Annotated in this window: 21 protein-coding genes and 1 pseudogene; 6 read left to right on the forward strand and 16 right to left on the reverse strand. The window is 59.6% G+C overall.

What is annotated here, in order from left to right; translation table 11 throughout:
- Positions 1-3: 3 nt before the first annotated feature.
- On the reverse strand, positions 4-4,836 hold the full coding sequence (locus PS14A_RS17720) for an NEL-type E3 ubiquitin ligase domain-containing protein (RefSeq protein WP_212616869.1): 4,833 nt from the start codon (positions 4,834-4,836) through the stop codon (positions 4-6).
- Between the two features lie 363 nt (positions 4,837-5,199).
- Here PS14A_RS17720 and PS14A_RS17725 point away from each other — a divergent pair, with 363 nt between their 5' ends.
- From PS14A_RS17725 to PS14A_RS17740, 4 genes are all read left to right on the forward strand, one after another.
- Positions 5,200-6,972, forward strand: a complete 1,773-nt coding sequence (locus PS14A_RS17725) for an N-acetylglutaminylglutamine amidotransferase (protein WP_130911914.1) — start codon at positions 5,200-5,202, stop codon at positions 6,970-6,972.
- Between the two features lie 3 nt (positions 6,973-6,975).
- Positions 6,976-8,724 (forward strand): N-acetylglutaminylglutamine synthetase, encoded by a 1,749-nt coding sequence (gene ngg, locus PS14A_RS17730; protein WP_212616870.1) that lies wholly within the window; start codon positions 6,976-6,978, stop codon positions 8,722-8,724.
- 160 nt (positions 8,725-8,884) lie between these two features.
- A complete protein-coding gene (locus PS14A_RS17735) occupies positions 8,885-10,075 on the forward strand; it encodes an osmoprotectant NAGGN system M42 family peptidase (RefSeq protein WP_130911912.1) in 1,191 nt (396 codons plus the stop codon).
- A gap of 169 nt (positions 10,076-10,244) precedes the next feature.
- Positions 10,245-10,472 (forward strand): YheU family protein, encoded by a 228-nt coding sequence (locus PS14A_RS17740; RefSeq protein WP_003172962.1) that lies wholly within the window; start codon positions 10,245-10,247, stop codon positions 10,470-10,472.
- 4 nt (positions 10,473-10,476) lie between these two features.
- Here PS14A_RS17740 and csrA read toward each other — a convergent pair whose 3' ends face one another.
- The 3 genes from csrA to PS14A_RS17755 all read right to left on the reverse strand — a co-directional run bounded on the left by csrA (position 10,477) and on the right by PS14A_RS17755 (position 12,007).
- Positions 10,477-10,662 (reverse strand): carbon storage regulator CsrA, encoded by a 186-nt coding sequence (gene csrA, locus PS14A_RS17745; protein WP_024013891.1) that lies wholly within the window; start codon positions 10,660-10,662, stop codon positions 10,477-10,479.
- Between the two features lie 132 nt (positions 10,663-10,794).
- Complete coding sequence (locus PS14A_RS17750) at positions 10,795-11,127, reverse strand: YnfA family protein (RefSeq protein WP_137213867.1); 333 nt, start codon at positions 11,125-11,127, stop codon at positions 10,795-10,797.
- 64 nt (positions 11,128-11,191) lie between these two features.
- A complete protein-coding gene (locus tag PS14A_RS17755) occupies positions 11,192-12,007 on the reverse strand; it encodes an SDR family oxidoreductase (RefSeq protein WP_101156344.1) in 816 nt (271 codons plus the stop codon).
- 331 nt (positions 12,008-12,338) lie between these two features.
- On the opposite strand from PS14A_RS17755, the gene PS14A_RS17760 reads away from it, so the two are divergent.
- The gene (locus tag PS14A_RS17760) at positions 12,339-12,491 is read left to right on the forward strand and encodes a DUF3309 family protein (protein ID WP_003183939.1); all 153 of its coding nucleotides are present in this window, start codon (positions 12,339-12,341) and stop codon (positions 12,489-12,491) included.
- A gap of 77 nt (positions 12,492-12,568) precedes the next feature.
- On the opposite strand, the gene PS14A_RS17765 is transcribed toward PS14A_RS17760, so the two are convergent.
- From PS14A_RS17765 to PS14A_RS17810, 10 genes are all read right to left on the reverse strand, one after another.
- Positions 12,569-14,662: an LTA synthase family protein gene (locus PS14A_RS17765; protein WP_212616871.1), complete on the reverse strand. Its 2,094-nt coding sequence runs from the start codon at positions 14,660-14,662 to the stop codon at positions 12,569-12,571.
- Between the two features lie 314 nt (positions 14,663-14,976).
- A complete protein-coding gene (locus PS14A_RS17770) occupies positions 14,977-15,582 on the reverse strand; it encodes an START domain-containing protein (RefSeq protein WP_212616872.1) in 606 nt (201 codons plus the stop codon).
- 40 nt (positions 15,583-15,622) lie between these two features.
- A complete protein-coding gene (locus PS14A_RS17775) occupies positions 15,623-15,877 on the reverse strand; it encodes a YkgJ family cysteine cluster protein (protein WP_016770949.1) in 255 nt (84 codons plus the stop codon).
- Between the two features lie 163 nt (positions 15,878-16,040).
- Complete coding sequence (locus PS14A_RS17780) at positions 16,041-16,514, reverse strand: translation initiation factor 2 (RefSeq protein ID WP_130911907.1); 474 nt, start codon at positions 16,512-16,514, stop codon at positions 16,041-16,043.
- Positions 16,515-16,592: 78 nt separating this feature from the next.
- A complete protein-coding gene (locus PS14A_RS17785; protein WP_024013893.1) occupies positions 16,593-18,032 on the reverse strand; it encodes a PLP-dependent aminotransferase family protein in 1,440 nt (479 codons plus the stop codon).
- Positions 18,033-18,373: 341 nt separating this feature from the next.
- The gene (locus PS14A_RS17790; RefSeq protein WP_212616873.1) at positions 18,374-19,186 is read right to left on the reverse strand and encodes an OmpA family protein; all 813 of its coding nucleotides are present in this window, start codon (positions 19,184-19,186) and stop codon (positions 18,374-18,376) included.
- Entirely contained in the window at positions 19,183-19,545 is a 363-nt protein-coding gene (locus tag PS14A_RS17795; RefSeq protein ID WP_178084471.1) for a DUF4398 domain-containing protein, read from the reverse strand. The genes PS14A_RS17790 and PS14A_RS17795 overlap by 4 nt, the downstream gene beginning before the upstream one ends.
- Before the next feature lie 9 nt (positions 19,546-19,554).
- A complete protein-coding gene (locus PS14A_RS17800) occupies positions 19,555-20,376 on the reverse strand; it encodes a transporter substrate-binding domain-containing protein (RefSeq protein ID WP_212616874.1) in 822 nt (273 codons plus the stop codon).
- Positions 20,377-20,457: 81 nt separating this feature from the next.
- Positions 20,458-21,387, reverse strand: a complete 930-nt coding sequence (locus PS14A_RS17805) for an FAD-binding protein (RefSeq protein WP_130911905.1) — start codon at positions 21,385-21,387, stop codon at positions 20,458-20,460.
- Positions 21,388-22,137 (reverse strand): electron transfer flavoprotein subunit beta/FixA family protein, encoded by a 750-nt coding sequence (locus PS14A_RS17810; RefSeq protein ID WP_007908338.1) that lies wholly within the window; start codon positions 22,135-22,137, stop codon positions 21,388-21,390.
- Positions 22,138-22,686: 549 nt separating this feature from the next.
- Between PS14A_RS17810 and PS14A_RS17815 the strand changes: the two genes are divergently transcribed.
- Positions 22,687-24,351 (forward strand): electron transfer flavoprotein-ubiquinone oxidoreductase, encoded by a 1,665-nt coding sequence (locus PS14A_RS17815; protein ID WP_130888463.1) that lies wholly within the window; start codon positions 22,687-22,689, stop codon positions 24,349-24,351.
- 74 nt (positions 24,352-24,425) lie between these two features.
- Here the strand turns inward: PS14A_RS17815 and PS14A_RS26835 are convergent.
- Both PS14A_RS26835 and PS14A_RS17820 read right to left on the reverse strand, forming a co-directional pair.
- A pseudogene (locus tag PS14A_RS26835) lies at positions 24,426-24,518 on the reverse strand (metal ABC transporter ATP-binding protein); the annotation flags it as partial.
- A gap of 17 nt (positions 24,519-24,535) precedes the next feature.
- The gene (locus tag PS14A_RS17820; protein WP_064361232.1) at positions 24,536-25,426 is read right to left on the reverse strand and encodes an AraC family transcriptional regulator; all 891 of its coding nucleotides are present in this window, start codon (positions 25,424-25,426) and stop codon (positions 24,536-24,538) included.
- Between the last annotated feature and the right edge of the window lie 45 nt (positions 25,427-25,471).

A 25,471-nucleotide genomic window follows, 5' to 3' on the forward strand; every position in this document is an offset into this window, starting at 1 on the left:
TGCTTATGTGTCGGGTTTGGCGCAGATACCGAGTTCGACCTGACGTATCGCATCGTCGGTCAGCCGTTCAATCAGCTTTGCATCAGCCTGCTCTCGTTCAAGCGCGATAGCTTTACCCTGGCTGGTGTAATCGGCCGAGGAAAGCGTCTCTTTCTGCTCATCCAGCTCGGTCATGCGTGGTGCGTACGTCTCATAGACCTCGTCGAATTGACTTGGAAACGTCTGTTTCAGGTGGTCGCACCAGAAAGTTTGACGCAACATGAACTTCAGCCACTCGGGAGAAAGTTCGGCGCTGTAGATCTTGCTCTTGGCCAGTTGCAGGTCGGCTGCAGTGACTTTGCTGTTATCGAGGTATCGCATGTGTCGCGGCTGGCCGGGCAGGTCGAGTTCTTCGGCAAGGCCGACGCGATAGGCCAGGTTCATTTCCAGGTGTTCGACAGTCGGAAGCCTGCTGTGGTGCTCCCGGGCAATTTCGTTGATTTTTTCCAAGCGGAACAAGCTGCGGCCCAGCTTCAGCAAGGCGCCGGCGGTGACCTTGCCCCCATTGGCAGCGTGGGTCACCCGATCGACCTCGACGGCAACTTCCAGATGACTGAAATTCATCGCCGCACTGTCCGTACAGTTGATGGGGCTGGCAGCCAGATTCAGCAATTGATCACACAGAACGCTATCAGCGTCTGCCGCTTCCAGAACAGTCCAGACGCGCCGCGTCATGTCTGCGCTGCTGTGCGCCGCATCAGCGGTATCGCCCAACTGGGCGAGCAAGTGAAACAGGCCTTCAGCGCGAAAATCTTCGGCGAACGCCGTCCAGATTCGCGTCTTTTTCGCCCATTCCTCGCCGCCGGTTTCGGTAAACCAGAGCGAACGGGCCTGCTGTTCGTTCAACCGACCGATATCGTCTTCCGCATACCCCATGCCGATGCCGGAGTTGTTGCGATAGTTCTGCAGATGGGTCTTGGCGGTTTCCGAAAACGGGTTTCTCGCCATGTTGATCGCCCTGGCGAATTGGCGCGATGTCTGGAACAACCACTCCGGCAGCTCGCGCATTCTGTTTTCGCGCAGATCCATCCATTCGATATCGTGAAGATTGTTGAGGCCGTCGGGCAGCTCGGTGATTCCGGTATCGCGCAGCATCAAACGGCGCAACCCGGACATTCCCCTGACACTCGGCGTGGCGCCCAACGGGTTATAGGACAGATTGAAGTAGCGCAGCGTGTGCAACCGGTTCAGCTTCGCCAGAGTCTGCTCGGTCAATTGGAGTTGATTGTTGGCCAGACTCAAGCGCCGCAGTTGGGGCATGTGCGAGATCACCTCCGGAAGCTGAGTAATGCTGTTCTTGTCGAGTTCCAGTGACGTCAGCTGTTTGAACGATTCAAGGAAGTGGGCAACGTCATCCTTCACGGCCATGTTCCTCATCGACAATTGCTGGACGTGATCGAAATTCAATTGCGCGGGTAACGCCGGTAATTTGCCGACACGCATATTATCGAGTTTGAGCGTGCAGAGTGACTTACCCGCCTCATCCTCACTCTCGACCCATTCGAATCGTCTGAACGCTTCCTCGATCAGCTCCGCGGCCAATTTGCGGCTGCGCCGTGCTTGTGCCAGGTCAGTGCCCACGGTTTGCAGGGCAGCGGTGTCGTCGCTCCAGTCAGACAACACGTTGCGTAAGGTCTTCAAATGCTTGCGCAGTTCTTTGACCTTGAGCGCCCGGCTCAATGGATCATCGCCCAGACCGTCGAGCAATTGCGCGAGCTGCGCTTTGCTCAGGCGCGGATAAAGTTTGCGCATCTTACGCAGCAAGCCCCAGGGGTGAGCCGTCACGACATCCTCGTCACCCTGAACACACTCAGGTTCGACGGCCAGCCGTGCGCTCCGCTCACCCAGCATTGTCCGCGCCGTAGCGTCGCGCTCGTCCAGTGCAACATCGAGCAGCTTGCTGCGTAAGCGTTGCGCATCGGTGCTCGCAGAATCGGCAAATCCGGCGGCGGAACGCTGTCGCGGCGGCAGTGCCTTGAGAATCGCCGTGTAGAGCCCGTCGGGCGCCGAGGCCACTTTTGCCCGTAATACTCCCGCACCGTCGAAGGCTTCATAACCCTGCGCAGTCTTGACCAGCGAGCAGGTATTGTCGGTGGTCGCAGTCATATCGCCGATGGCCTCCAGAATCGGCCCTGTGAGCGTCTTGTCCCGCAGTTCCAGGCGCAGTTGGCTGTCCCAGCCGCTCAGGCGAGGCAGCAAGCGGATAGCCAGTGCGTCAGTGTCGGCGTTGGCAAGCCCGGGCCAGTGCAAGCCAGTCAGTGCGCGATCGAGCCGAACCCTGGCGAGTTCTTGCCTGGTTTGCTGCCCGAGCCGCAAAGGCACCCGCCCGGTCGAACTCAAGTACACGCGTTCGGTACTCCGCGCGCGGTCAATCAGCCGTTGCCCGTGGCGCGCGGGAATGCCGGCAAAGGCCTCGCGCAGTTTGCGCAGATCCTGCGCGTCACTCTGGTCATAGCGCTGGTACATGCGCTCGAATGCTGCACGATGATCGGCCTTGAGCGCAGCGCCGAGCTTTTTCGCCAGCGCGGATGTCTGCGTGCTTTTCGCGACATTGCCACCGAGCAGCGCATCGACTTCATGCTGGTAGAGGCCATCGATGACGGTTGGCAGCAATCGCCCCAAGGCCAACTGGTTGCGGGTGACCGGCACACCCAGCGTATCGTCGAGCTGGCTGTTCGCAGGCCAGGTTGTTTCGACGTCGCCCTCATGACCAATGATCTCTATGTATCGGTCAGTCGGCCAGCCTGGCAGTTTCGTCAAGGCATGCATCTGCTCCTCCAGAGGTTGCTCGGAGTGGACCTCGCCGCTTTCCAGTTGCGTGATCAGCTCACGCAGCTTGCGCTCGATGCGCACGCGCTCGACCGTATCGCGCAGACGTACCGGCAAGCTCAGATTGTCGTTGAAGGTATCGAGCAAGGTCTGCTGCGAAGTGCCGCTGAGCCGGCGCATCATGTCCAGATCGGCGTCAACGAATTCGCTCAAGTGCGGGTCGATGCGCTTGAGGAGGTAGGCGATACTGCTCCATTGCTCGGGGTCTTCGGCAGGCAGCCGCCAGCCCCCTTCGACGTGGCGGTTCAGCTCGGGCGCATAGGCTTGCGCGCGTTCGGCGTGTTCCAGACGCCAGCGCTGGGTATCGGGATCGAAGTCACCGGCGAACACACGATGGTCGACGCGACCGACGGTCTTGCGGCCAACCTGGTAGAACTCCTTGGAGCTGGCTTCGATGCTGAAGCCGGCGGGCAGAGAATGTTCATACGGGGCGAGGTCGGGTTTCCACAGGCGCGGCTTGCCGGCTCGATTGAGAATGGCGGCGAATTGCCCGAAGAACTGCGGATGTGAACGCAGCAATTTGCTCCCCAGTGCTCCCAGCGCTTTTTGCCCACCGGCGAACACGCCCATCAGCGCGATGTTCTCCACCACACTGAGCAGATGTGACAGCGCCTGCTGGTGATCGCCACGCCGCCAGTCCTCGACACCTTCGTAAACCTCACCGAGCAACTGGCCCACCGCGACGCCCATCATCAACTGGCCAAGCACGGGCACGAACAATCCCGCGACCGACGCCACCGCCACTCCCCGCTGGAGGAAGTCCAACAGGCGTTTCTGGCGCACTTCTTCATCGATATCAGCGGTGGGCACCGCCAGCTTGCGCGCATCGATCTGCAACTTGCCGACATGGCTTTGCACCATGAAATCGAACAGCGGCACGTTGATCGGCCACTGTTCGACGAACCCAAGATCAGGTTTTTCAGCGAGGGCCTTGAAGAAGTCAGCCTTGTCATCTTCATCAAGGCTGCGGACAAAGTAATCCTGATAATCGCTGGCTTTGAGCTGTTCGGCGAGGTGGCGCTTGAACGCGTTGAAACTCGGGTATTCATACACCGCTCGCTGCGGCTCGCCGGGCATATACACCATGCATCCGTCCTCCGGATACTGTTGCACGGAGCGCTTGGAAAACACCACAACGCCCCACACGCAGCTGTCGAGGACCTTGATGCCCTGCATGATCATCGGGTCTTTGTCGTAGCGCAGGTTTTGCGCCGATGCCACGCCCTCGGCCAGCATCAGATCCTGCAGCATGCGCAAACCTGCCGCGGTGATATCGCCCTTGAGCGCGGCCAGATGAGCGTCCAGTTCCAGCAGCGATTGCTTTAATGCAGCGATATCGCGGGTCATGGTACTGGTTGCCACAACCTTGCCGTTTTCATCGTGCAGGCCGAACACTTTCTGGAAATGTTCCTGGTATTTTTTGCCCAGATCGAGCTCGCGACAAAACGCGGCAAACGCTGCCGGAGTCAGCTCCTTCACGCCGTCAGGCACACTGTTGATGCGCACCAGACTGCCAGCGGGAAAGCCGTCGGCCTGCTCCTCGTCTTCGGTGAAGTTCTGCATCGCTGCCTGCAACAGAGTCTGCGAGGCGTGCTTGACCAGGTCGATGTCGGCGTGATCGGTCGCGGTCGCCTCGCAGCCACAATCGACGCCTGGAAGACTGAGCACATCGAGGCCGACGTCATAGAGCGCCGGCCATTTCTTGCTCAGCGCGCTGTCGAGCTCGCTGATACAGAAACTGTGCAACGGTTTGAGCCCGGCCAGATCCTTGTCGACCTTGAGTTGCTTGCTGTGCAGCTCACGATTGAGTTCATCGAGCCTGGCCAGTTCGGCGGGCGAAGCCTTGAGCAAATGCGCCGGCAGGCTTTTTTCCAGGGCTTCAGCGACGTCGAGGTCGCCGGTAGCGTCGAACAAGATGCTCAGGGTCGAGGCTTGAACCTGTGGTTTTTTCTTGTCTTGGGTGAGCATGGCAATAGTCCTTTATTGCGGTTTGAAGCCTTGACCCTAACGGTGCCGGGCAGCCAATAACAGTTCAAATTCCTGCACAGAAACGAGGCCGATCAAGCACTTTTTGTCATCGATAAAATAGCCCTGTACCACCCGCGCGAGACGCCCACGTCCCAATGGGCTTATTCAAAAAAAGCGTAACGGCGTGATGAGCAATTCCGGCTCTGCATCAAGGCTGATAGCGTTACGGCACGGTGCTGCCACGGCGCCTTATAACTTATCGATCTAAAACTCCCCCTACCGTGACAGGTCAGTTTCTGAGTACCCGCACTTTTCGCGCGGTACGGCTTGACCTTCCCCAACGGAAAAACCGGTAAGGACTTTATGTGCGGATTAGCTGGCGAGTTACGTTTTGATCAACAACCTGCAGACCTTGCAGCGATCGAGAGAATCACCCATCACCTGGCCCCTCGCGGCCCTGACGCGTGGGGCTTCCATGCCCAAGGGCCGATTGCCCTGGGCCATCGACGCCTGAAAATCATGGACCTGTCGGACGGCTCGGCGCAGCCGATGATCGACAGCCAGCTGGGCCTGTCCCTGGCGTTCAACGGTGCGATCTACAACTTCCCGGAACTGCGCGCAGAGCTTGAAGCACTGGGTTACGCCTTCTACTCCGGCGGCGACACCGAAGTGCTGCTCAAGGGTTATCACGCCTGGGGCGAGGCACTGCTGCCGAAACTCAACGGCATGTTCGCCTTCGCCATTTGGGAGCGCGATGCCCAGCGCCTGTTCATCGCCCGTGACCGTCTCGGCGTGAAGCCGCTGTACCTGTCGCGCACTGGCCAACGCCTGCGCTTTGCCTCGGCACTACCGGCGCTGCTCAAGGGTGGCGACATCAACCCGATCCTCGATCCGGTTGCGCTCAATCACTATCTGAATTTCCACGCGGTCGTACCTGCGCCGCGCACGTTGCTGGCCGGTATCGAAAAACTGCCGCCGGCCACCTGGATGCGCGTTGAAGCCGATGGCCGCACCGAGCAGAAAACCTGGTGGACCCTGCCCTACGGCCCGAATGAAGACGAGAAAAACCTCAATCTGGAAGACTGGGTTGATCGCGTCCTCGACAGCACTCGCGAAGCGGTGGCGATCCGTCAGCGTGCGGCAGTGGATGTCGGTGTGTTGCTTTCGGGCGGTGTCGATTCGAGCATGCTCGTCGGCCTGTTGCGCGAAGTCGGCGTAGAGAATCTGTCGACCTTCTCCATCGGTTTCCAGGATGCTGGCGGCGAGCGCGGCGACGAATTCCAGTATTCGGACCTGATCGCCAAACACTACGGCACTCGCCACCATCAGTTGCGCATCGACGAGAAAGAAATCATCGAGCAACTGCCCGCCGCGTTCCGGGCGATGAGCGAGCCGATGGTCAGCCACGACTGCATCGCGTTCTATCTGTTGTCCCGCGAAGTGGCCAAGCACTGCAAAGTGGTGCAGAGCGGCCAAGGCGCGGACGAACTGTTTGCCGGTTACCACTGGTATCCGCAAGTGGACGGTGCGGCGGATCCTTATGCGGCTTATCGCGATGCGTTCTTCGATCGCAGCTATGACGACTACGCGGCGACGGTACAGCCGAAATGGCTGGTCGACCACGATGCCGCCGGCGACTTCGTCAAACAGCACTTTGCCCAGCCCGGCGCCGATGCTGCCGTGGACAAGGCGCTGCGCCTGGACAGCACGGTGATGCTGGTCGATGACCCGGTCAAACGCGTCGATAACATGACCATGGCCTGGGGCCTGGAAGCGCGTACGCCGTTTCTCGACTATCGATTGGTCGAGCTGTCAGCCCGTGTGCCAGGTCAATTCAAGCTGCCCGATGGTGGCAAACAAGTGCTCAAAGAAGCTGCGCGCCGGGTCATTCCAAGCGAAGTGATCGACCGCAAGAAAGGCTACTTCCCGGTGCCGGGTCTCAAGCACTTGCAGGGCGACACGCTCAACTGGGTGCGCGAGCTGCTGCTGGATCCGAGCCAGGATCGCGGCCTCTTCAACCCGTCCATGCTCGACAAGCTTCTGACTGATCCGCAAGGCCAACTGACCCCGTTGCGCGGCTCGAAACTGTGGCAACTGGCGGCCCTGAACCTGTGGCTCAGTGAACAAGGAATCTGATTGATGAAACCCCATGCCACGTCCATCAACCAACGCCTGTTGCGTGGTCAGGCCCCCTCGTATGAACGTTTGCAGGCGCGCCTGGCCGAAGACGGCAGCGAGCCTGCCAGCGCCCCGATTGCTGTGCATTGCGGTTGGGGCCGGCTGCTGATCGGTCACACCTTTCCCGACCCGGCGTCGCTGGCGCAGGATCTGCTCAACGAGCAGCCCGGCGAACGCGATATCGCGCTGTACGTCGCCGCACCGCAGCAGATTCTCGGCCTGGAGCCGACGCAGCTGTTTCTCGATCCATCCGACACTCTGCGCCTGTGGTTCAGCGATTACCGGCAGGCCACGCGGGTGTTTCGCGGCTTCCGCATTCGTCGCGCGCAGAGCGAAACCGACTGGCAGGGCATCAACCGTTTGTACCAGGCCCGCGGCATGTTGCCGATCGATCCGGAGCTGCTCACCCCGCATCATCAGGGCGGCCCGGTGTACTGGCTGGCGGAAGACGAGGACAGCGGCGCGGTGATCGGCAGTGTCATGGGTCTCAATCATCAAAAAGCCTTCAACGACCCGGAACACGGCAGCAGCCTGTGGTGCCTGGCGGTCGACCCGCATTGTTCGCGGCCGGGCGTCGGTGAAGTGCTGGTGCGACATCTGGTCGAGCACTTCATGAGTCGCGGTCTGGCTTATCTGGATCTGTCGGTGCTGCACGACAATCGTCAGGCGAAAAACCTCTACGCCAAACTGGGTTTTCGCAACCTGCCGACCTTCGCCATCAAGCGCAAGAATGGCATCAACCAGCCGCTGTTCCTCGGCCCGGGCCCGGAGGCGAATTTCAATCCTTACGCGCGGATCATCGTCGAAGAAGCGCATCGACGCGGCATCGACGTGCAAGTGGATGACGCCGACGCCGGGCTGTTCACCCTCAGCCATGGCGGCCGTCGCGTGCGCTGCCGCGAGTCGCTGAGCGATCTGACCAGCGCCATCAGCATGACTTTGTGCCAGGACAAAAGCCTGACCCACAAGGTTCTCAAGGCCGCCGGCCTGAAACTGCCAGCGCAGCAACTGGCGGGCAATGCCGACGACAACCTGGCCTTCCTCGATGAACACCAACGGGTGGTGGTCAAACCCCTCGACGGTGAACAGGGCCATGGCGTCGCGGTGGATCTGCGCACCATCGAAGAAGTGCAGAAGGCCATCGAAACCGCCAAGCAGTTCGACAGTCGCGTGCTGTTGGAAAGCTTCCACGAAGGTCTCGATCTGCGCATTGTGGTGATCGGTTTTGAAGTGGTCGCGGCGGCGATTCGCAAGCCCGCCGAAGTGGTGGGCGATGGTCAGCATTCCATTGGTGCGCTGATCGAAGCGCAGAGCCGCCGCCGGCAAGCCGCCACCAGTGGCGAAAGCAAGATTCCGCTGGACCACGAAACCCAACGCACGCTGCATGCGGCCGGCTATGACTACAGCAGCATCCTGCCGGCCGGCGAGCATCTGTTCGTGCGGCGCACCGCCAATCTGCACACCGGCGGGACGCTGGAAGATGTGACCGACATTCTTCATCCGACCCTGGTCGACGCGGCAGTGCGTGCGGCGCGCGCGCTGGACATTCCAATGGTCGGGCTCGATCTGATGGTGCCGGCGGCGGATCAGCCCGAGTACGTGTTCATCGAAGCCAACGAACGCGCCGGCCTCGCCAACCACGAACCGCAGCCGACGGCAGAACGCTTTGTCGATCTGTTGTTTCCGCATAGTCAGCCGGCTGTTTCGTGATTATGAAACGCCTCTACTGACGCCTTCGCGAGCAGGCTAGCTCCCACAGGGTGAATGCATTCCAAATGTGGGAGCGAGCCTGCTCGCGAAGAGGCCCTGAACGTCACCACCAATTTTCCTCATCGAAACCATCGATGTGCTCAACCCATCAGGAGTTTCCATGACCACACAAATCCCTGAACCGGATCTGGCTTACCTGCAAAAAGTCCTGCTGGAAATGCTCGCCATTCCCAGCCCTACCGGGTTCACCGACACCATCGTGCGCTACGTCGCCGAGCGTCTCGAAGAGCTGGGCATTCCGTTTGAAATGACCCGGCGCGGCACCATTCGCGCGACGTTGAAGGGCAAAAAGAGCAGCCCTGACCGCGCCGTGTCTGCGCACCTGGACACCATCGGCGCCGCCGTGCGTGCGGTGAAAGACAACGGTCGCCTGACCCTCGCCCCGGTCGGTTGCTGGTCGAGCCGCTTTGCCGAGGGCAGCCGGGTCAGCCTGTTTACCGACACCGGGGTGATTCGCGGCAGCGTGTTGCCGCTGATGGCGTCCGGGCACGCCTTCAACACCCAGGTCGATGAAATGCCGATCAGTTGGGACCATGTCGAGCTGCGTCTGGACGCCTACTGCGCGACCAAGGCCGATTGCGAATCGCTGGGCATTCATGTCGGTGACGTGGTGGCGTTCGATCCGCTGCCGGAGTTCACCGAAAGCGGCCATATCAGCGCCCGCCACCTCGACGACAAGGCCGGTGTTGCAGCATTGCTCGCTGCTCTGAAGGCGATTGTCGACAGCGGCCAGGAATTGAACATCGATTGCCATCCGCTGTTCACCATCACCGAAGAGACCGGAAGCGGTGCAGCGGCGGCATTGCCGTGGGACGTCAGCGAGTTTGTCGGCATCGACATCGCACCGGTCGCCCCCGGCCAGCACTCGAGCGAACACGCCGTGAGCGTGGCGATGCAGGATTCGGGCGGGCCGTATGACTATCACCTGTCGCGGCATCTGTTGCGTCTGGCTGATGAAAACGAATTGCCGGTGCGCCGTGACATGTTCCGCTATTACTTCAGCGATGCGCACTCGGCGGTCACCGCCGGCCACGACATCCGCACTGCCCTGCTCGCTTTCGGCTGCGATGCCACCCACGGCTACGAACGCACGCACATCGACAGCCTGGCGGCGCTCAGTCGCTTGCTCGGCGCGTACATTCTGAGCCCGCCGGTGTTCGCCAGCGATGCGGCGCCGGCCAATGCTTCACTGGATCGCTTCAGCCATCAGATCGAGCATGACACGCAAATGGAAAGCGAAACCCGCGTGCCGCCGGTGGACAGTCTGGTGGGGCAGCGTTCTGACAGTTGAGCCTTCGGTGAACAGATAACCGCCTTCGCGAGCAGGCTCGCTCCCACAGAGATCGCATTTCAAATGTGGGAGCGAGCCTGCTCGCGAATGGGCCGGCAAGACCGATACAGAACTGGCAGACAAAACCCAATCCCCGTAGCATCCCGACATTGATTTGACCGAGGTGCCCATGCTCATTCCCCACGACGCGCTTGAAGTCGACACCCTTACCCGCCTGATCGAGGACTTCGTCACCCGCGACGGTACCGACAACGGCGATGACACCCCGCTGGAAACCCGCGTCCTGCGCGTACGCCAGGCATTGACCAAGGGCCAGGCCCTGATCGTGTTCGACCCGGAAAGCGAACAGTGCCAGCTGATGCTCAAGCACGACGTACCCAAGCACCTGTTCGACTGAACCGTCAGCCAGCCTTCGCTGCGGCCTCCTTGCGCTTGATCCGGTCATAGACCTCGGCGCGGTGCACATGGACTTTCTTTGGCGCCTCGACGCCGAAGCGCACGCTGGAGCCGTTGACCGACAGAACACGCAGGGTGATGTCGTCTCCGATTGAAATCAACTCACCGACCACACGGCTGAGTACAAGCATGGGATTCATCCTTCAGGACTGGCAAACCCTGAAGATGCGCGGCTTACAGCGGCTGCACAATGCACGACGAGCAAATCAGTCTTGCCCTACACGCACCCACGCCCGCAGCTGTCAGACGCTTCGCACAGAAAATCAGGCGGCGGAAAAGCGCGGCCCGAACAGAATGATGCTGGCACCAACCAAGCACAGCGCCATGCCGATCCAGTCCGAGCCCAGCGGACGCACCCGCTCGACCACCGCCAGCCAGCCAATCGAAGCAACGATGTAGATCCCGCCATACGCCGCGTATGCGCGCCCGGCGTAGGCCGCTTCAACACGGGTCAGTAATAGCGCGAACAGGGTCAGGCTGAGCAACGCGGGTATCACCCACAAAGCACTCTTGCCCTGGCGCAGCCACATGTAGAACGCAAAACAGCCGGCGATTTCAAACAGCGCCGCAAGGAAGAACCACAAGTAATTGAGCATGGAGGCATCTCGACAGGGTGACCGTTGGCGGCCACCCTAACGACGCGGCGGGCATCGAACAAGATCAAGCGTTGTTTTGTTTGGCCTTGGCGCGCATTTTCTCGGCCATGGAAGTCATTTCGTTGTAGAGCAGTTGCGGATTCTTCTGTTTCAGCGCCCAGGCCATGCGCCCTTGTTCGTGGGGCAGGATCATGAACTCGCCAGCGGCGACTTGCTGATAGATGTAGTCAGCGATGTCGGCTGCACTGATCGGCGAACTTTCCAGCAACTTGCCAACCTGGGCTTTCATTGCCGGCGTCGGGCCGCGGAAAGAGTCGAGCAAGTTGGTCTGGAAGAAGGACGGGCAAACCACATGCACCGCCACTTCCTGCTGCGCCAGTTCGATCAGCAGACTTTCCGACAACGCCACCACACCGGCCTTGGCCACGTTGTAGTTGCTCATCGCCGGGCCTTGCATCAACGCGGCCATAGAGGCGATGTTGATGATCTTGCCCTTGCTTTGTTCCAGCAGCGGCAGGAACGCCTTGCAGCCCTTGACCACACCCATCAGATTGATCGCGATCTGCCAGTCCCAGTCTTCCAGCGACAACTCGCTGAAGAATCCGCCCGAGGCGACCCCGGCATTGTTGACGATGATGTCGATGCCGCCGAGCTTCTCCTCGCAAGCCTGGGCGAATGCGGTCAGCTGGCTGTAATCGCGCACGTCACAGCGCTGGATGAAACCGTCACCGCCCGCCTCGCGCACCAGCTTCAGGGTTTCCTGCAGGCCGGGCTCACTGACATCGGACAAGGCCAGCCGCCAGCCTTCACGGGCCCAGCGCAGGGCGATTTCGCGACCCAGGCCTGAGCCTGCACCAGTGATCATCATGCGATTTTGCATAGCGGACAGCCTTGTTGTTCCGGGAGAGATGCGCCGAGTGTAGCGAAGGAACTTCGTTCGCCCACGCTCCATCCAGTTGCTGAATGGAGGATCAAAAGATTACTGCCGTCATCGTTTTCCGGTTGCTCCCCTGTAGGAGCTGACGAGTGCAACGAGGCTGCGATCTTTTTGCTGGAAAGGAAATAACCGAGCAATCCAAATACATTAAAAAAACATTGAATTATTTTTCACTTACGCAAGTCGGAACATGTAAGCCGGCTGGTATTTAGTTGCTCTCCAGCTGCCCACTGAGCATCAAGACTCTTCCAGACTCTGAACAAGGAAATCACCCATGGGCACAATTCTAATCATCATCCTGATCCTGTTGCTGATCGGTGGTCTGCCGGTCTTCCCGCACTCCAGAAGTTGGGGTTATGGCCCGTCGGGCATTATCGGCGTGGTGTTGGTCGTGCTGCTGGTGCTGTTGCTACTCGGCAAGATATGACGATTTGAAGCTGTAAAAAAAGAGGCCCTTGTTCAAGGGCCTCTTTTTTATTAGGTGAACTTTTTGTTAGCCCGGCATCAGTCTGGCGTGCCGTGAATCACACCGGCGGTATTGTCGAGCAGGCTCTTGGTCGCGGTTTGCAGGAACGCTTCAAGTTTGAGTCTGAGTTCGGCAGTACGCGGCGCGTCCGGCACAACTTCGGCGTGCGGGTTGGCACCGAGTTGGTATTGCCAGATTTTCGGCCCCATGTCCTTGTCACGCGGCAGCACCAGAATCTGGTCGGCGGTGACGATGGCCGTGGTCTGCTCGCTGCCCGATGGCTTGATCACACCGAAACCGGTGTCGCCCTGCGGCAGGTTGAGCAGGTCACGACCCCAGCACTGGTGACGCACTTCACCACCGAGACGGCCCATGATGGTCGGCACGATGTCGATCTGCGTGCCCACGGTGTGGTCACGGGCACCGAACTTCTGCTGAATGCCCGGGGCGATCATGAGCATCGGCACGTTGAAGCGCCCCAGGTCCATTTCGGTGATCTGGCGCTCGTTGCCGAAGCCGTGGTCGCCGACGATGACGAACAGGGTTTCGTTGAAGTACTTCTCTTTGCGCGCCTTCTCGAAGAACTGGCCGAGCGCCCAGTCGGAGTAGCGCATGGCGGTCAGGTGTTCGTTGAGGCTGCCACGGTCAGTGACACGCTCGACCGGCAACGGCGTCGGCAAGGCGTACGGCGTGTGATTGGACAGGGTTTGCAGCAGCGCGTAGAACGGCTTGCCGTTTTCCCGCGCCTTCAGTTCCTGCAGGCCACGATCGAACATGTCCTGGTCGGAAACGCCCCAGGTCGGATCGGAGAACACCGGATTGACGAAGTCGTTGCGGCCAACGAAGTTGGTCATGCCCTGGTTGCTGAAGAAGCCCGACTGGTTGTCCCAGGCGAAATCGCCGTTGTAGACGTACACGTCGTCGTAGTCGCGGGCACTGAGCACCTGCGGCAGGCCGGACAGCTTGTGGCTGCCTTCCGGGGTCTGCATCAGGTATTCGAAGCCAGGCAGGTTCGGGAAGCAGGCCATGGTCGCGAACATGCCCTGGTGGGTGTGGGTGCCGTTGGAGAAGAAACGGTCGAACAGCAGGCCTTCCTTGGACAGCTTGTCCAGGTAAGGCGTGATGTTGCCCGGAGCACCCAAGACGCCAACCGAGTGACCGGCCATGCTTTCCATCAGGATCACGACGACGTTCTTGATCGGCAGGGTCTTGTCGGCTGGCGGCGTGTAATCACGGCGCACGGCGGCAATATCGGCGTCGACCAGTTTGTCGTCAGGCATGAGCAGCATGTCACGGACGATTTTCTGCGCCTGTTCCTGCGGCAGCGTGGCCTTCCAGATATTGTCGCGATCCTCGCCCATGCGCGACTTGGCGGCTTCGATCAGCGACAGCGTGGCGTTGAGACCGAGCTGGTTGGCGAAGTTGGAATCAGTCGTGTACACGTCACCCCAGCGCATCGGCGGGCCTTGACGCAGGGTGCCACGGGCGGCAACCACACAGATCAACAGGCAGACCACGAACACCGCGAGACGGGTGTACCACGGCGCGATCTGACGGGTGCCGACGCTGCCACCGCTGAAAGGGCCGCGCGGGCGGGTGGCACGGTCAGCGCCTTTAAAGGCAAGTGTCAGGATCACGGTGCCGATCACCCACGCCAGCAGGTAGCGCACCACCGGAAAGCCGTACCAGAGCATGCTCATCACGGTTTTCGGGTCTTCCTTCACGTACTGGAATACCAGACCGTTGAGGCGCTGGTGGAACTCGCGGTAGAAGTCCATCTCCATCAGGCCGAGGAACAGGGCGATGCTCGATGCGATGGTCAGCCACAGGCGGAAGAAACCGCGCGCGGCCATGGCCCGGGCACTGAACAGCGCCAGCACCAGTGGAATGCACAGGTACACCACCAGGCGCAGGTCGAAACGCAGACCGTTGACGAACGCTTCGAGGAAGGTCGCTGCCGGCGTGTCGAGGATCATCTCGCGGTTGTAGACCAGCAGCGCAAGGCGCAGCGCGGAAAACATGACCATCATGACCAGTGCGCACAAAAGCGTGTAGGCCAGATGCGATTTGACGGTCGGTTGCAGCAGGCGAGCAGAAGATCGCTGCTGATTCAGGGCGTCCGGGTTTGCCATGTCGTTTTAGGACCCATTGGAAGTTGAAGTTGCAAAAATACAGCGGCGCCAGGCCCTCTATTGGTCATTCCAGACCCCGGGGCGTGCGCGGTGCGCAAATGTTGCACGATCGTTCACACCATTGCCATTGAATACTGCCTTGCTCTTCGAGACTTTCATGCAAAGGGCTGGCGGCACTATGGCAGGCAACAAGTGCGGGCGGATTGTCTTGGAGACTTTGTGAAAATTTCGTGCAACGAATATCTGGAAATACAATTTAGAGACAAAACAAAACGCCCCGAACCGGTCGGGGCGTTTTGCTTAGAGCGTGAAGGTTATTTCTCGGCGCGTTGTTTCAGCGCTTTCAGGGTATTGAATGGCGCATCGACAACAAACTTGTTGGCGACCATGGCCGGCACGCTGCCACCCGGCTCGGTGTGCACTTGATAAGTTACTTCAACCTGATCGCCTTTCGGCACGAACTTCCAGAAGCCTTTGACTTGCTGGACCCGGACGAAACCTTTTTCTTCCGGCAGGTAGGTCGGCACACCTTCAAGATTACGGGTCAGGCTGCCATCGGCGCCTTCAATAGTGGTGATCTTCAGCACCGAATCACGCGGGGTCACCGGCCATGGCGTGTTGAATTGCGAATAGGTCCAGCTCAGATCGCCTTCGTGCTTGAGCAGTTTCTGGCTCTTGCACTCGTGAATCCAGGCGCAGGCGCCAGAGACGTCTTCCTGCAAGGCGCGCAGTTTGGCAACGGTGGTTTTCATCAGCGCGACGCCTTGGTAGGACTTGTAGTCCGAACCGGGTATTTCGCTCAGGGAAACCTTGATGCCGTCTTCGTTCTTGGCCACTTTCCAGTCTTCCGCGTGGGCGACCGAAGTGGCAAGTACGGCAGTCAGACCACACAACACAGCGATACGGTGCAGCGAACCCATAGTGTTATTCCTTATTGTTGAAGTTCCGTTGGTGAACACATCACGCCGCCGTCATCTGCTCCCACCAGCCGATCAATCTGATCGCTTCTTCCGAACTGCTGCCGCACACCTCGACATCCGCAGCGAAGCCCGAGCACACAGCCGGACGTTCCGGACGGCCGAAAATGCTGCACAGATTATCGACCGACAGTTGCACGCAACGTTCGCCGGCGGGTTTGCCATCGGGCATGCCGGGGATCGGCGAACTGATGGAGGGGGCAATGCAGCAAGCGCCACAGCCTTCGCGGCATTTCATGACGAACAGATCCTCGCGACGGGCGATGTGTAAAGAGACGGGAAACAGAGTACCCGCTAAAACGACTGTTTCAAATTGCTACGAGCGGCTTTTCAACGATAAGTAAAAGTGACCGGGCAGTCTCCGACGAAGCGTCTGCTCTGCGCGTTGCAGAGTGCTGCATCTATTGCTTGAATTCGAAATCCAGCGCCGCGCCTTCGACATCGCGCCGTGCTTCGTTGCGCAGTTGCAGCTGCATTTCGTTGCTGAGCAAGCGGCCGTTGAGCTGGAAGCCGTTGTCTTTCTCGCCAAACATCTGCGGCAGGATCGCCTCGCGCTTGGGCAGCTCCACGGCGCCCTCGGGCTTCAACTCTTCAACCATATCCTTGGGCAGGCTGAGATCGAGTTTTGCCGACGGCAATTTGGTCTTCGCTACTTCGCTGGCGGATTTCGATTTCGAAGCCACCGGGCGGCGCTTCTTCACCGTGGCGTTTTTTTTCGCCTGAGCTTTTTTTGCGGGAGTCGCGGACTTGGCTGCTTTGTTCGCCGTACTCGTCGCTGCCGGTTTTTCCTGGGCTGCGGCCGCCAGGACACCCGGTGCCTGACCGACCATCAGCAAACCCAGCAATACCCACGCGGCAGGAACAATCGCTTTCATGGACCCAACGAACTAACGGCAGAGGGCCACATGCTCGCCTGTTGTGCGTCACATGACAAGCATCACCTCCCTGCTCGTTCAGAATCCGCCAGCGGTTTCCTGACACAGTTGGGTGGCCAACAGGCCCAGCGTCATCAGCGCCCGCTCCGCCTCGCGGTTCCACGGAATGCCGCAATTGAGGCGGATACAGTGGTTGAACTGCTCGGTATTACTGAAGATCAGCCCCGGCGCGATGCTGATGCCTTGTTGCAGCGCGCGAACATGCAATTCCTGGGTGTTGACCCGCCCCGGCAAACTCACCCAGAGGATAAAACCGCCCGTGGGCCGGGACATTTGCGTGCCCTCGGGGAAGTGCTGCTGGACCGCCAGCTGAAACGCACTGAGGTTTTTCCGATATTCCTGGCGGATGTAGCGTAAATGCCGGTCATAACCGCCGTTTTCCAGATACGCGGCAATCGCCATCTGCGTGACGCTACACGCCGAATGGGTACTGAAGGTTTGCAGGCGCTGGATCTCCTGCTGATACTTGCCGGCGATCATCCAGCCGATGCGCACACCCGGTGACAAGGTTTTGGAGAAGCTCGAGCAGTAGATCACCCGATCCAGACGATCGTAGGCCTTCAGTGCCTTGGTACGGCCCTGTTCGAACATCAGTTCGCCGTAGATATCGTCTTCGACAATCTGAATGTCGAAATCCGAGGCCAGCCGCAGCAACTGTTTCTGCCGCTCTTCCGGCATGGTCCCGCCGAGGGGATTGCTCAGGCGCGTGGTCAGCACCAGCGCCTTGATCGACCATTGGTTGGCGGCCAGTTGCAAGGCTTCCAGACTCATGCCAGTGGCGGGGTCACTGGGGATTTCGATGACTTTCAGGCCGAGCAGATCGGCCAGTTGCAGCAGGCCGTAATAAGTCGGCGATTCGGCAGCAATCAGATCGCCCGGCCGGGTCAGCACGCGCAACGACATCTGTAAAGCGTCGACACAGCCGTGGGTGATCACCACTTCCGATGGATCGACCACCACGCCAGCGTCACGCATGCGAATCGCCACTTGCCGGCGCAGCGGTTCGAAACCGGGGCTGAACATGTAGCTGAACGCCCGAGGGCTGTGGAACCGGGTGACCTTGGCCAATTGCTGATGCAGCGCGCGCACCGGCAGATAATCGACACTCGGCACCGCAGCGCCCAGCGGAAACACGCCTTCGCGGCGCGATTCGACCAATACCTGTTGAATGATGCTGCTGCGGGTGACCAGCCCCGGCCGCTCGACCCGGGCGATGTCCGGCGTCGGCGCGGTCAGCGCCGGGGTCTGGTGGACGTAATAACCCGATTGCGGACGGGCGCGAATCAGGCCCTGATCTTCGAGATTGGCGTAAGCCTGCAGAACCGTCGCATGGCTGACGTTGAGCTGCGAACTCATCTTGCGCACCGAAGGCACGCGCTCCCCCGGTTGATAAACACCACGGCGGATGTCTTCGGCCAGTTGCTGAGCAATACGTTGGTAGAGCAAGAGATTGGTCATGACGCAGCACTCGATTTCACGGGCGTTTTATTCTTGTCTGAAACAATACCGGAACAGTTTAGAAGTGTACTGGGACAGTTGCCAGATTACTCGACCGTACAGTGCGGTGTCTGCCCCATCTGTACGGTTTTGCGCGGCAATCGACAGACGTAAAAAAGCCCGGCACTGCATGACAGTCCGGGCTTGTCGGAGTCTGTAGGAGCCTGTAGGAGCTGACGAGTGCAACGAGGCTGCGATCTTTTGATTCTGCTTTTGCTTTTGAAGGTCAAAAGATCGCAGCCTCGTTGCACCCGTCAGCTCCTACACAGCTCCTACACAGCTCCAACAGGCGATCGTGATGATCAGCGGGCGGCGCCGAGCTGGCCTTTTTCGTCGGAGAACACAATTTCCACACGGCGGTTCTGCGCCCGTCCACGCTCGGAGGCGTTGGCGTCGACCGGGAACTGATCGCCGTAACCTTCGACCTGAATGCGTTTTTCGTCGATACCCAGATCGACCAGCACGTCAGCCACCGACTGCGCACGATCGCGAGACAGTTTGAGGTTTTCCTGCTTGCCACCGGTGCTGTCGGTGTAACCCTCGATGCGCACCACGCGCTTGGGGTTCAGTTGCAGGAACTGGACGATCTTCAGCACGACGCGGTTGGCCGAGTTTTTCAGTTCCGCCTGGCCGGTGTCGAACAACACGTCGCCGAGGGTCATGACCAGACCACGATCAGTCTGTGTAGTGGCCAGCGCCACGATCTGTTCCTCCAGCCATTTGCCCTGCTGCTGCACGCTGAGCAGCTTCGATTCGCGCAGGGCCAGTTGCAGACGTTGCCGCTCAAGCTCGAGCTTGGCTGCGCGCTCCTCATTGAGCGCCTGATTGGTGTGTTCGCGGGCTATTTCGCTGTAGCGCTGGCTCAGGTAGGCGTAATGCACCACGTCGGCACCGCTGCCCCAATAGGTCGACAGTCGATCGGCGCGGGCCAGGGACTCGCCAGCGCGGATCACGTCTTTCGGCGCGATGCGCAGGACGTTGGAATCTTCCTTGACCTTCTGGAAATCAGCGCCGGCCTGTTGCAGTGCCGCCTCGCTGTGCTGGCCGGCGCAGCCGTACAGGCTGGCGCAACCGGCAAGAAGCAGAATGCCCAGAGCGTTGGACTTGATGCTCATTGCGCTTCCCCCAGTTGCAGCTGCTTGCGCAGGCGGACAATGCGGGTATTGAGCACATTAAGCTGCTCTTCGCTTTTTTTCGTCAGCACCTTGGCTTCAGCCAGACGTGCATCCAGTTCAGCCTGCTCGGCACGCATGCGCGCGTTGCGATAGGACTCGTCCGCCATGTTGCCTTTGGCGCGGCTGTACTTGGTTTCCGCCAGTTGCATTTCCGGCACTTCGTCAGCGGTGGCGCCCACTGCCTTGGCCTGCACGATGGCTTGTTCGGTCAAACGCATTTGTTCAGTGGGTGCCGGATCGGATGCGCACCCGGCCAGGGCCAGAACGGCCACAGCCGCGAAAAGAGGTCGAATACTCACTAAGAATCCCTACTGTTTTGGGGCACTGACAGGTTGTGGCGGCTGCTGCTGTTGCGCCTTCCAGCGCTCGATGTTGCGTTGCAGCGCGGCTTCCGTCAGTCCGGATGCGGGCAATTCTGTCATCTTTTTGGCGAGCTGTCCGCGCAACCACGGATCGTTGCAGGCCGAGTTATGTGAAACCGCGAGGAACAGACCCGGCCGGTCGATGGGTTGTTCGAACGCCAGCAGATCGCTGGTCATGCCCAATGTCTGCGCGGCGGCCAGGCCTGAGTAACGTCCGGCGAGGACATATTCCACCTCGCCCAACAGCAATTTCTGTAGTGCCTCGGTAAGGTTTGCTGTGCGGGTCAGGGTCAGATTCTGTTCAGCGAAAGTGCCGAATGCCTGGGTCATCCGAGACTTTTCCGACACCGCGCCGGCGTGGCCTTTCAGGTCGATCGCCTCGCCGTAGGTCAGCGTCGAACCTTTGCGGGTCCACACCAGGTAATCGTTTTCCAACAGTGGCGGATGGATGTAGTCGAGGTTCTCCAGCTCATTCACAGTCAGCGGCGCGTCGGCGAGCATGTCCATGCGCCCGCTGCGCACTTCATCAAGGGCCTGCGAGCGTTTGCCGGCATACAGCAGATCGACTTTGATACCCAGATCCTTGGCCACTTGCTGCAACAGATCGGCACTGGCGCCGATCAAGCGTTTGGGATTTTGCGGGTCCTGCCACAGATAGGGCGGCGCATCCGGGCTGCCGGTGACAACCAGGCGCTCGCACTTGCCAGCGGCCGTGGCCAGACCTGGCAACAGCACCCATCCCAACAACCATCCGCAGCGCAGATCCATGGCAAAACGCTCCCGCTTGAAATTCGAGACAAAAAAAAGCCCGACCAACAGGCCGGGCTCTTTATAAGTGAAGACGCCGGATTAGACCAGCTTCTCCAGCTCAGGTACTGCTTCGAACAGATCCGCCACGAGACCGTAATCGGCCACCTGGAAGATCGGCGCTTCTTCGTCCTTGTTGATCGCAACGATCACTTTGGAGTCTTTCATACCGGCCAAGTGCTGGATCGCGCCGGAGATACCGACGGCGATGTACAGCTGTGGCGCAACGATCTTGCCGGTCTGACCGACCTGCATGTCGTTCGGTACAAAACCTGCGTCGACCGCAGCGCGCGAAGCGCCAACAGCAGCGCCAAGCTTGTCGGCCAGGGCGTACAGGTGTTTGAAGTTGTCACCGTTCTGCATGCCGCGGCCGCCAGAGACGACGATCTTGGCAGCGGTCAGCTCAGGACGATCGGACTTGGCCAGCTCTTCGCTGACGAAGCTCGAGGTACCGGCGTCGTGCGCAGCGCCAACAGCTTCAACGGCAGCCGAACCACCTTCAGCAGCAACCGGATCGAAACCGGTGGCACGCACGGTGATCACTTTGATCGCGGCGGTCGATTGCACGGTGGCGATGGCGTTACCGGCGTAGATCGGACGCTTGAAAGTGTCAGCGCTTTCTACCGAAATGATCTCGGAGATCTGGTCAACGTCCAGCGCAGCAGCAACGCGCGGCAGGATGTTTTTGCCGTTGGAAGTGGCGGCAGCCAGAATGTGGCTGTAACCCTTGCCCAACTCTGCAACCAGAGGAGCAACGTTTTCCGGCAGCTGATGCGCGTAAGCGGCGTTGTCAGCATTCAGGACTTTGCTCACCCCAGCGATCTTCGCAGCGGCTTCGGCCACCGGGCCTGCGCCCTGACCTGCAACCAGTACGTTGATGTCGCCGCCGATTTTGGCAGCAGCGGCCACGGTGTTCAGCGTGGCCGGGGCCAGCACTTTGTTGTCGTGTTCAGCAATAACCAAGATAGTCATTTAGATTACCTTCGCTTCGTTCTTGAGTTTTTCAACCAGTTCAGCCACCGACTTGACCTTGATGCCCGCGCTACGTGCAGCCGGCGCTTCGACTTTCAGAGTCTTGTTGGTGGAGGCGGTGGAAACGCCCAAAGCGTCCGGAGTCAGCACTTCGAGAGGCTTCTTCTTGGCTTTCATGATGTTTGGCAGGGACGCGTAGCGCGGCTCGTTCAAACGCAGGTCGGTGGTGACGATGGCCGGCAGTTTCAACGAAACGGTCTGCGCGCCGCCGTCGATTTCGCGGGTCACGGCAACGCTGTCGCCGGAGACTTCGACTTTCGAAGCGAACGTGCCCTGACCGTAGCCGCTCAGTGCAGCGAGCATCTGGCCGGTCTGGTTGTTGTCGCTGTCGATCGCCTGTTTGCCAAGGATCACCAACTGCGGCTGTTCCTTGTCGACGACAGCCTTGAGCAGCTTGGCCACGGCCAGCGAGGTCAGGTCTTCAGCGGATTCGACGAGGATGGCGCGATCGGCACCCAGAGCCAGTGCGGTACGCAGCTGTTCCTGAGCGGTGGTCGGGCCGATGGAGACGACGACGATTTCAGTCGCAACGCCCTTCTCTTTCAGGCGTACGGCTTCTTCCACGGCGATTTCGCAGAATGGGTTCATCGACATCTTGACGTTGGCGAGGTCGACGCCGGAATTGTCCGCCTTGACGCGGACCTTGACGTTGTAATCCACAACGCGTTTGACAGCTACAAGAACCTTCATGGATTCCTCGTTACTCTCCGGTGAAAAGAAAGTCGCCTAGGCGAACCTGGCGGATGATGCTCATCGGGCGACAAGGGCACCTCTAAAAACGCCGGCTTGAATGTGAGGTGATTCACTTCGCGAAGGGAGGTGACCGTTCGTCAGGGGTGACTGTCGGGTCATTCATTCCCACGCTGTGTAAACTGCGCGCCGGACTTGCGCTGCGCATCACCGTCTACTCCTGTGCCCTGTCTTTAGAGGTGCTCTTGAAACCGCCAGTCTGCCTACGGCGAGCGCAAAACCGCCCGTATCTTGACCGGAACGCCCATTCTGGTCAATACGCCAAAATGCCCTGTCATAAGCCGCGCTTCTTTGATTTATCAGGGCTGGAGGCGATTCAAACAAACGTTTGTATTGGACGCTGAGAGTGGTGTAGATATAATGCGCCGCCTAGAGAGAAAGGTGGATTCGCCAATATTCCCTTTGACGTTAACGTAAAGGCAATATGGATGCGAGATCAAACCTCCATATTAGAAAAAAAACTGTTGAGCCTTGAGTAGGAGATAGCCTGTGGAACGCGAATACATGGAATTCGACGTCGTCATCGTCGGTGCCGGCCCCGCTGGTCTGTCCGCCGCCTGCCGCTTGAAGCAGAAGGCCGCTGACGCCGGTAAGGAAATCAGCGTCTGCGTGGTCGAAAAAGGCTCCGAAGTCGGCGCGCACATCCTCTCCGGTGCGGTGTTCGAACCCCGCGCCCTGAACGAATTGTTCCCGGACTGGAAAGAACTCGGCGCGCCGCTGAACACGCCAGTAACACGCGATGACATTTTCGTGCTGAAAAACGCCGACAGTGCGCAGAAGATTCCTGACTTCTTTGTGCCCAAGACCATGCACAACGAAGGCAATTACATTATCTCCCTCGGCAACCTGTGCCGCTGGCTGGCTCAGCAGGCCGAAAACCTCGGTGTAGAAATCTACCCGGGCTTCGCCGCTCAGGAAGCGTTGATCGATGAAAACGGCGTAGTGCGCGGGATCATCACCGGTGATCTGGGCGTCGACCGCGAAGGCAACCCGAAAGAAGGCCTGTACACCCCGGGCATGGAACTGCGTGGCAAATACACGCTGTTCGCCGAAGGCTGCCGTGGCCACATCGGCAAGCAACTGATCAAGCGCTACAACCTCGACAGCGATGCCGACGTCCAGCATTACGGCATCGGCCTGAAAGAAATCTGGGAAATCGACCCGGCCAAGCATCAGCCAGGCCTGGTGGTGCACACCGCCGGCTGGCCGCTGGACATCATGGGCACCGAGAACACCGGCGGCTCGTTCCTCTATCACCTGGAAAACAATCAGGTGGTGGTCGGTCTGATCGTCGACCTGTCCTACAGCAACACTTACCTGTCGCCGTTCGATGAGTTCCAGCGCCTCAAGCATCACCCGGTGCTCAAGCAATATCTGGAAGGCGGCAAGCGCGTCAGCTACGGCGCCCGCGCCATCGCCAAGGGCGGCCTGAACTCGCTGCCGAAAATGGTCTTCAAGGGCGGCGCGCTGATCGGTTGCGACCTCGGCACCCTGAACTTCGCCAAGATCAAAGGCAGCCACACCGCGATGAAGTCCGGCATGCTCGCGGCTGAATCGGTGGCAGATGCGCTGTTCGCCGAGCAGGACTGCACCGTCGAACTGACCACTTACGTTGACGCCTTCAAGAACAGCTGGCTGCATGAAGAATTGTTCGCCAGCCGTAATTTCGGCGCAGCGATTCACAAGTACGGCGCAATCATCGGCGGTGGTTTCAACTGGCTGGACCAGAACATCTTCGGCGGCAAACTGCCGTTCACCCTGCGCGACACCAAGCCGGATTACGCCTGCCTCAAGCTCGCGGCCGACTGCAAGAAGATCGACTACCCGAAGCCTGACGGCAAACTGAGTTTCGACAAACTCAGCTCGGTGTTCATCTCCGGTACCAACCACGAAGAAGAGCAGCCGTGTCACTTGAAGCTGACCGACCCGAGCATCCCGATCAGCAAGAACCTGCCGCTGTACGACGAACCGGCGCAGCGTTACTGCCCGGCCGGCGTATACGAAGTGATCACCAAGGAAGACGGCGAGAAGCGCTTCCAGATCAACGCCCAGAACTGCGTGCACTGCAAGACCTGTGACATCAAGGACCCTGCGCAGAACATCACCTGGGTGGCACCGGAAGGTGCCGGCGGCCCGACTTACCCGAACATGTAAGTCGAAACGCTGAACAACAAGGCTCCCGAAATGGGGGCCTTTTTGTTGCCCAAAATTCCTCTGCCACCACAAAACAACTGTGGGAGCGAGCCTGCTCGCGAAAGCGGTGTGTCATATAAAGATGATGTCGACTGATCCAGCGCCTTCGCGAGCAGGCTCGCTCCCACAGGGGATTATCGGCGGATCAGGCAGCGCGCTCTTCCCCCGGACTGCGTTCGAAGTAACGCTTGTATTCGCGACTGAATTGCGACGTGCTCTGATACCCCACCCGATGCGCCACCTGCGCCACGCCCAGCCCTTCAGCCACCAGCAGCGTCTGCGCCTTCAACAAACGTAAACGCTTGAGATACTGCACCGGCGACAACAATGTGCTGCGTTTGAAATGCTCATGAAACGTCGACACGCTCATGTTCGCGCAACCGGCCAATGTCTCGACATTCAGCGGCTCGGTGTAATGCGCATGCAGATGGCTGATAGACGCCGCCACCCGAGCGAATTGCCCTTGCTGTTCGACCAATGCACGCAATACATCCGCCTGCGGCCCGCGCAGCGCGACGAACAATAACTCGCGAACCCGTGCCGGGCCGAGAATCTGGCATTCCAGCGGATCGTGCAGACAACTGAGCAGCCGCTCGACACAACCGCGCATGCCATCGTCGAGCACCACCGAGGTCATCGACTCCGGCGTCTGCGCCGGAATATGCCGACCCGGCGCCAGCCCCATGGCCAGCACCAGTTCGCCGAGCAGGACGCGATCTATCGCCACCGACACACCGAGCAATGGCGCATCGGGCAAGGCAAAGGTTTCGCATTCGAACGGCACCGGCAGCGCCTGGATCAGATAATGCCCGGCGCCGTATTCCATGGTTCGTGGGCCGAGGAACGCCAGTTTGCTGCCCTGGGCGATGATCATCAGGCTCGGCTCGTAGATATGCGGGCCACGGGCGACGTCGCAACTGGCGCGCAAGATCTGCACGCCGGGCAGGCCGGTCTGGCTGTAGCCATCGCGCAGCGCCAGCGGTTCGATCAGCGAAACCAGCCGGGCATTGGCATCAAGATGACGGGTCAACTGCATCGAATAGGTCTTCGTAAAATTCACGGAAAAAGGGATGAAAACATC

Origin of the sequence: Pseudomonas sp. 14A (assembly GCF_018132745.1) — a bacterium.
Lineage (GTDB): Bacteria > Pseudomonadota > Gammaproteobacteria > Pseudomonadales > Pseudomonadaceae > Aquipseudomonas > Aquipseudomonas mercuritolerans.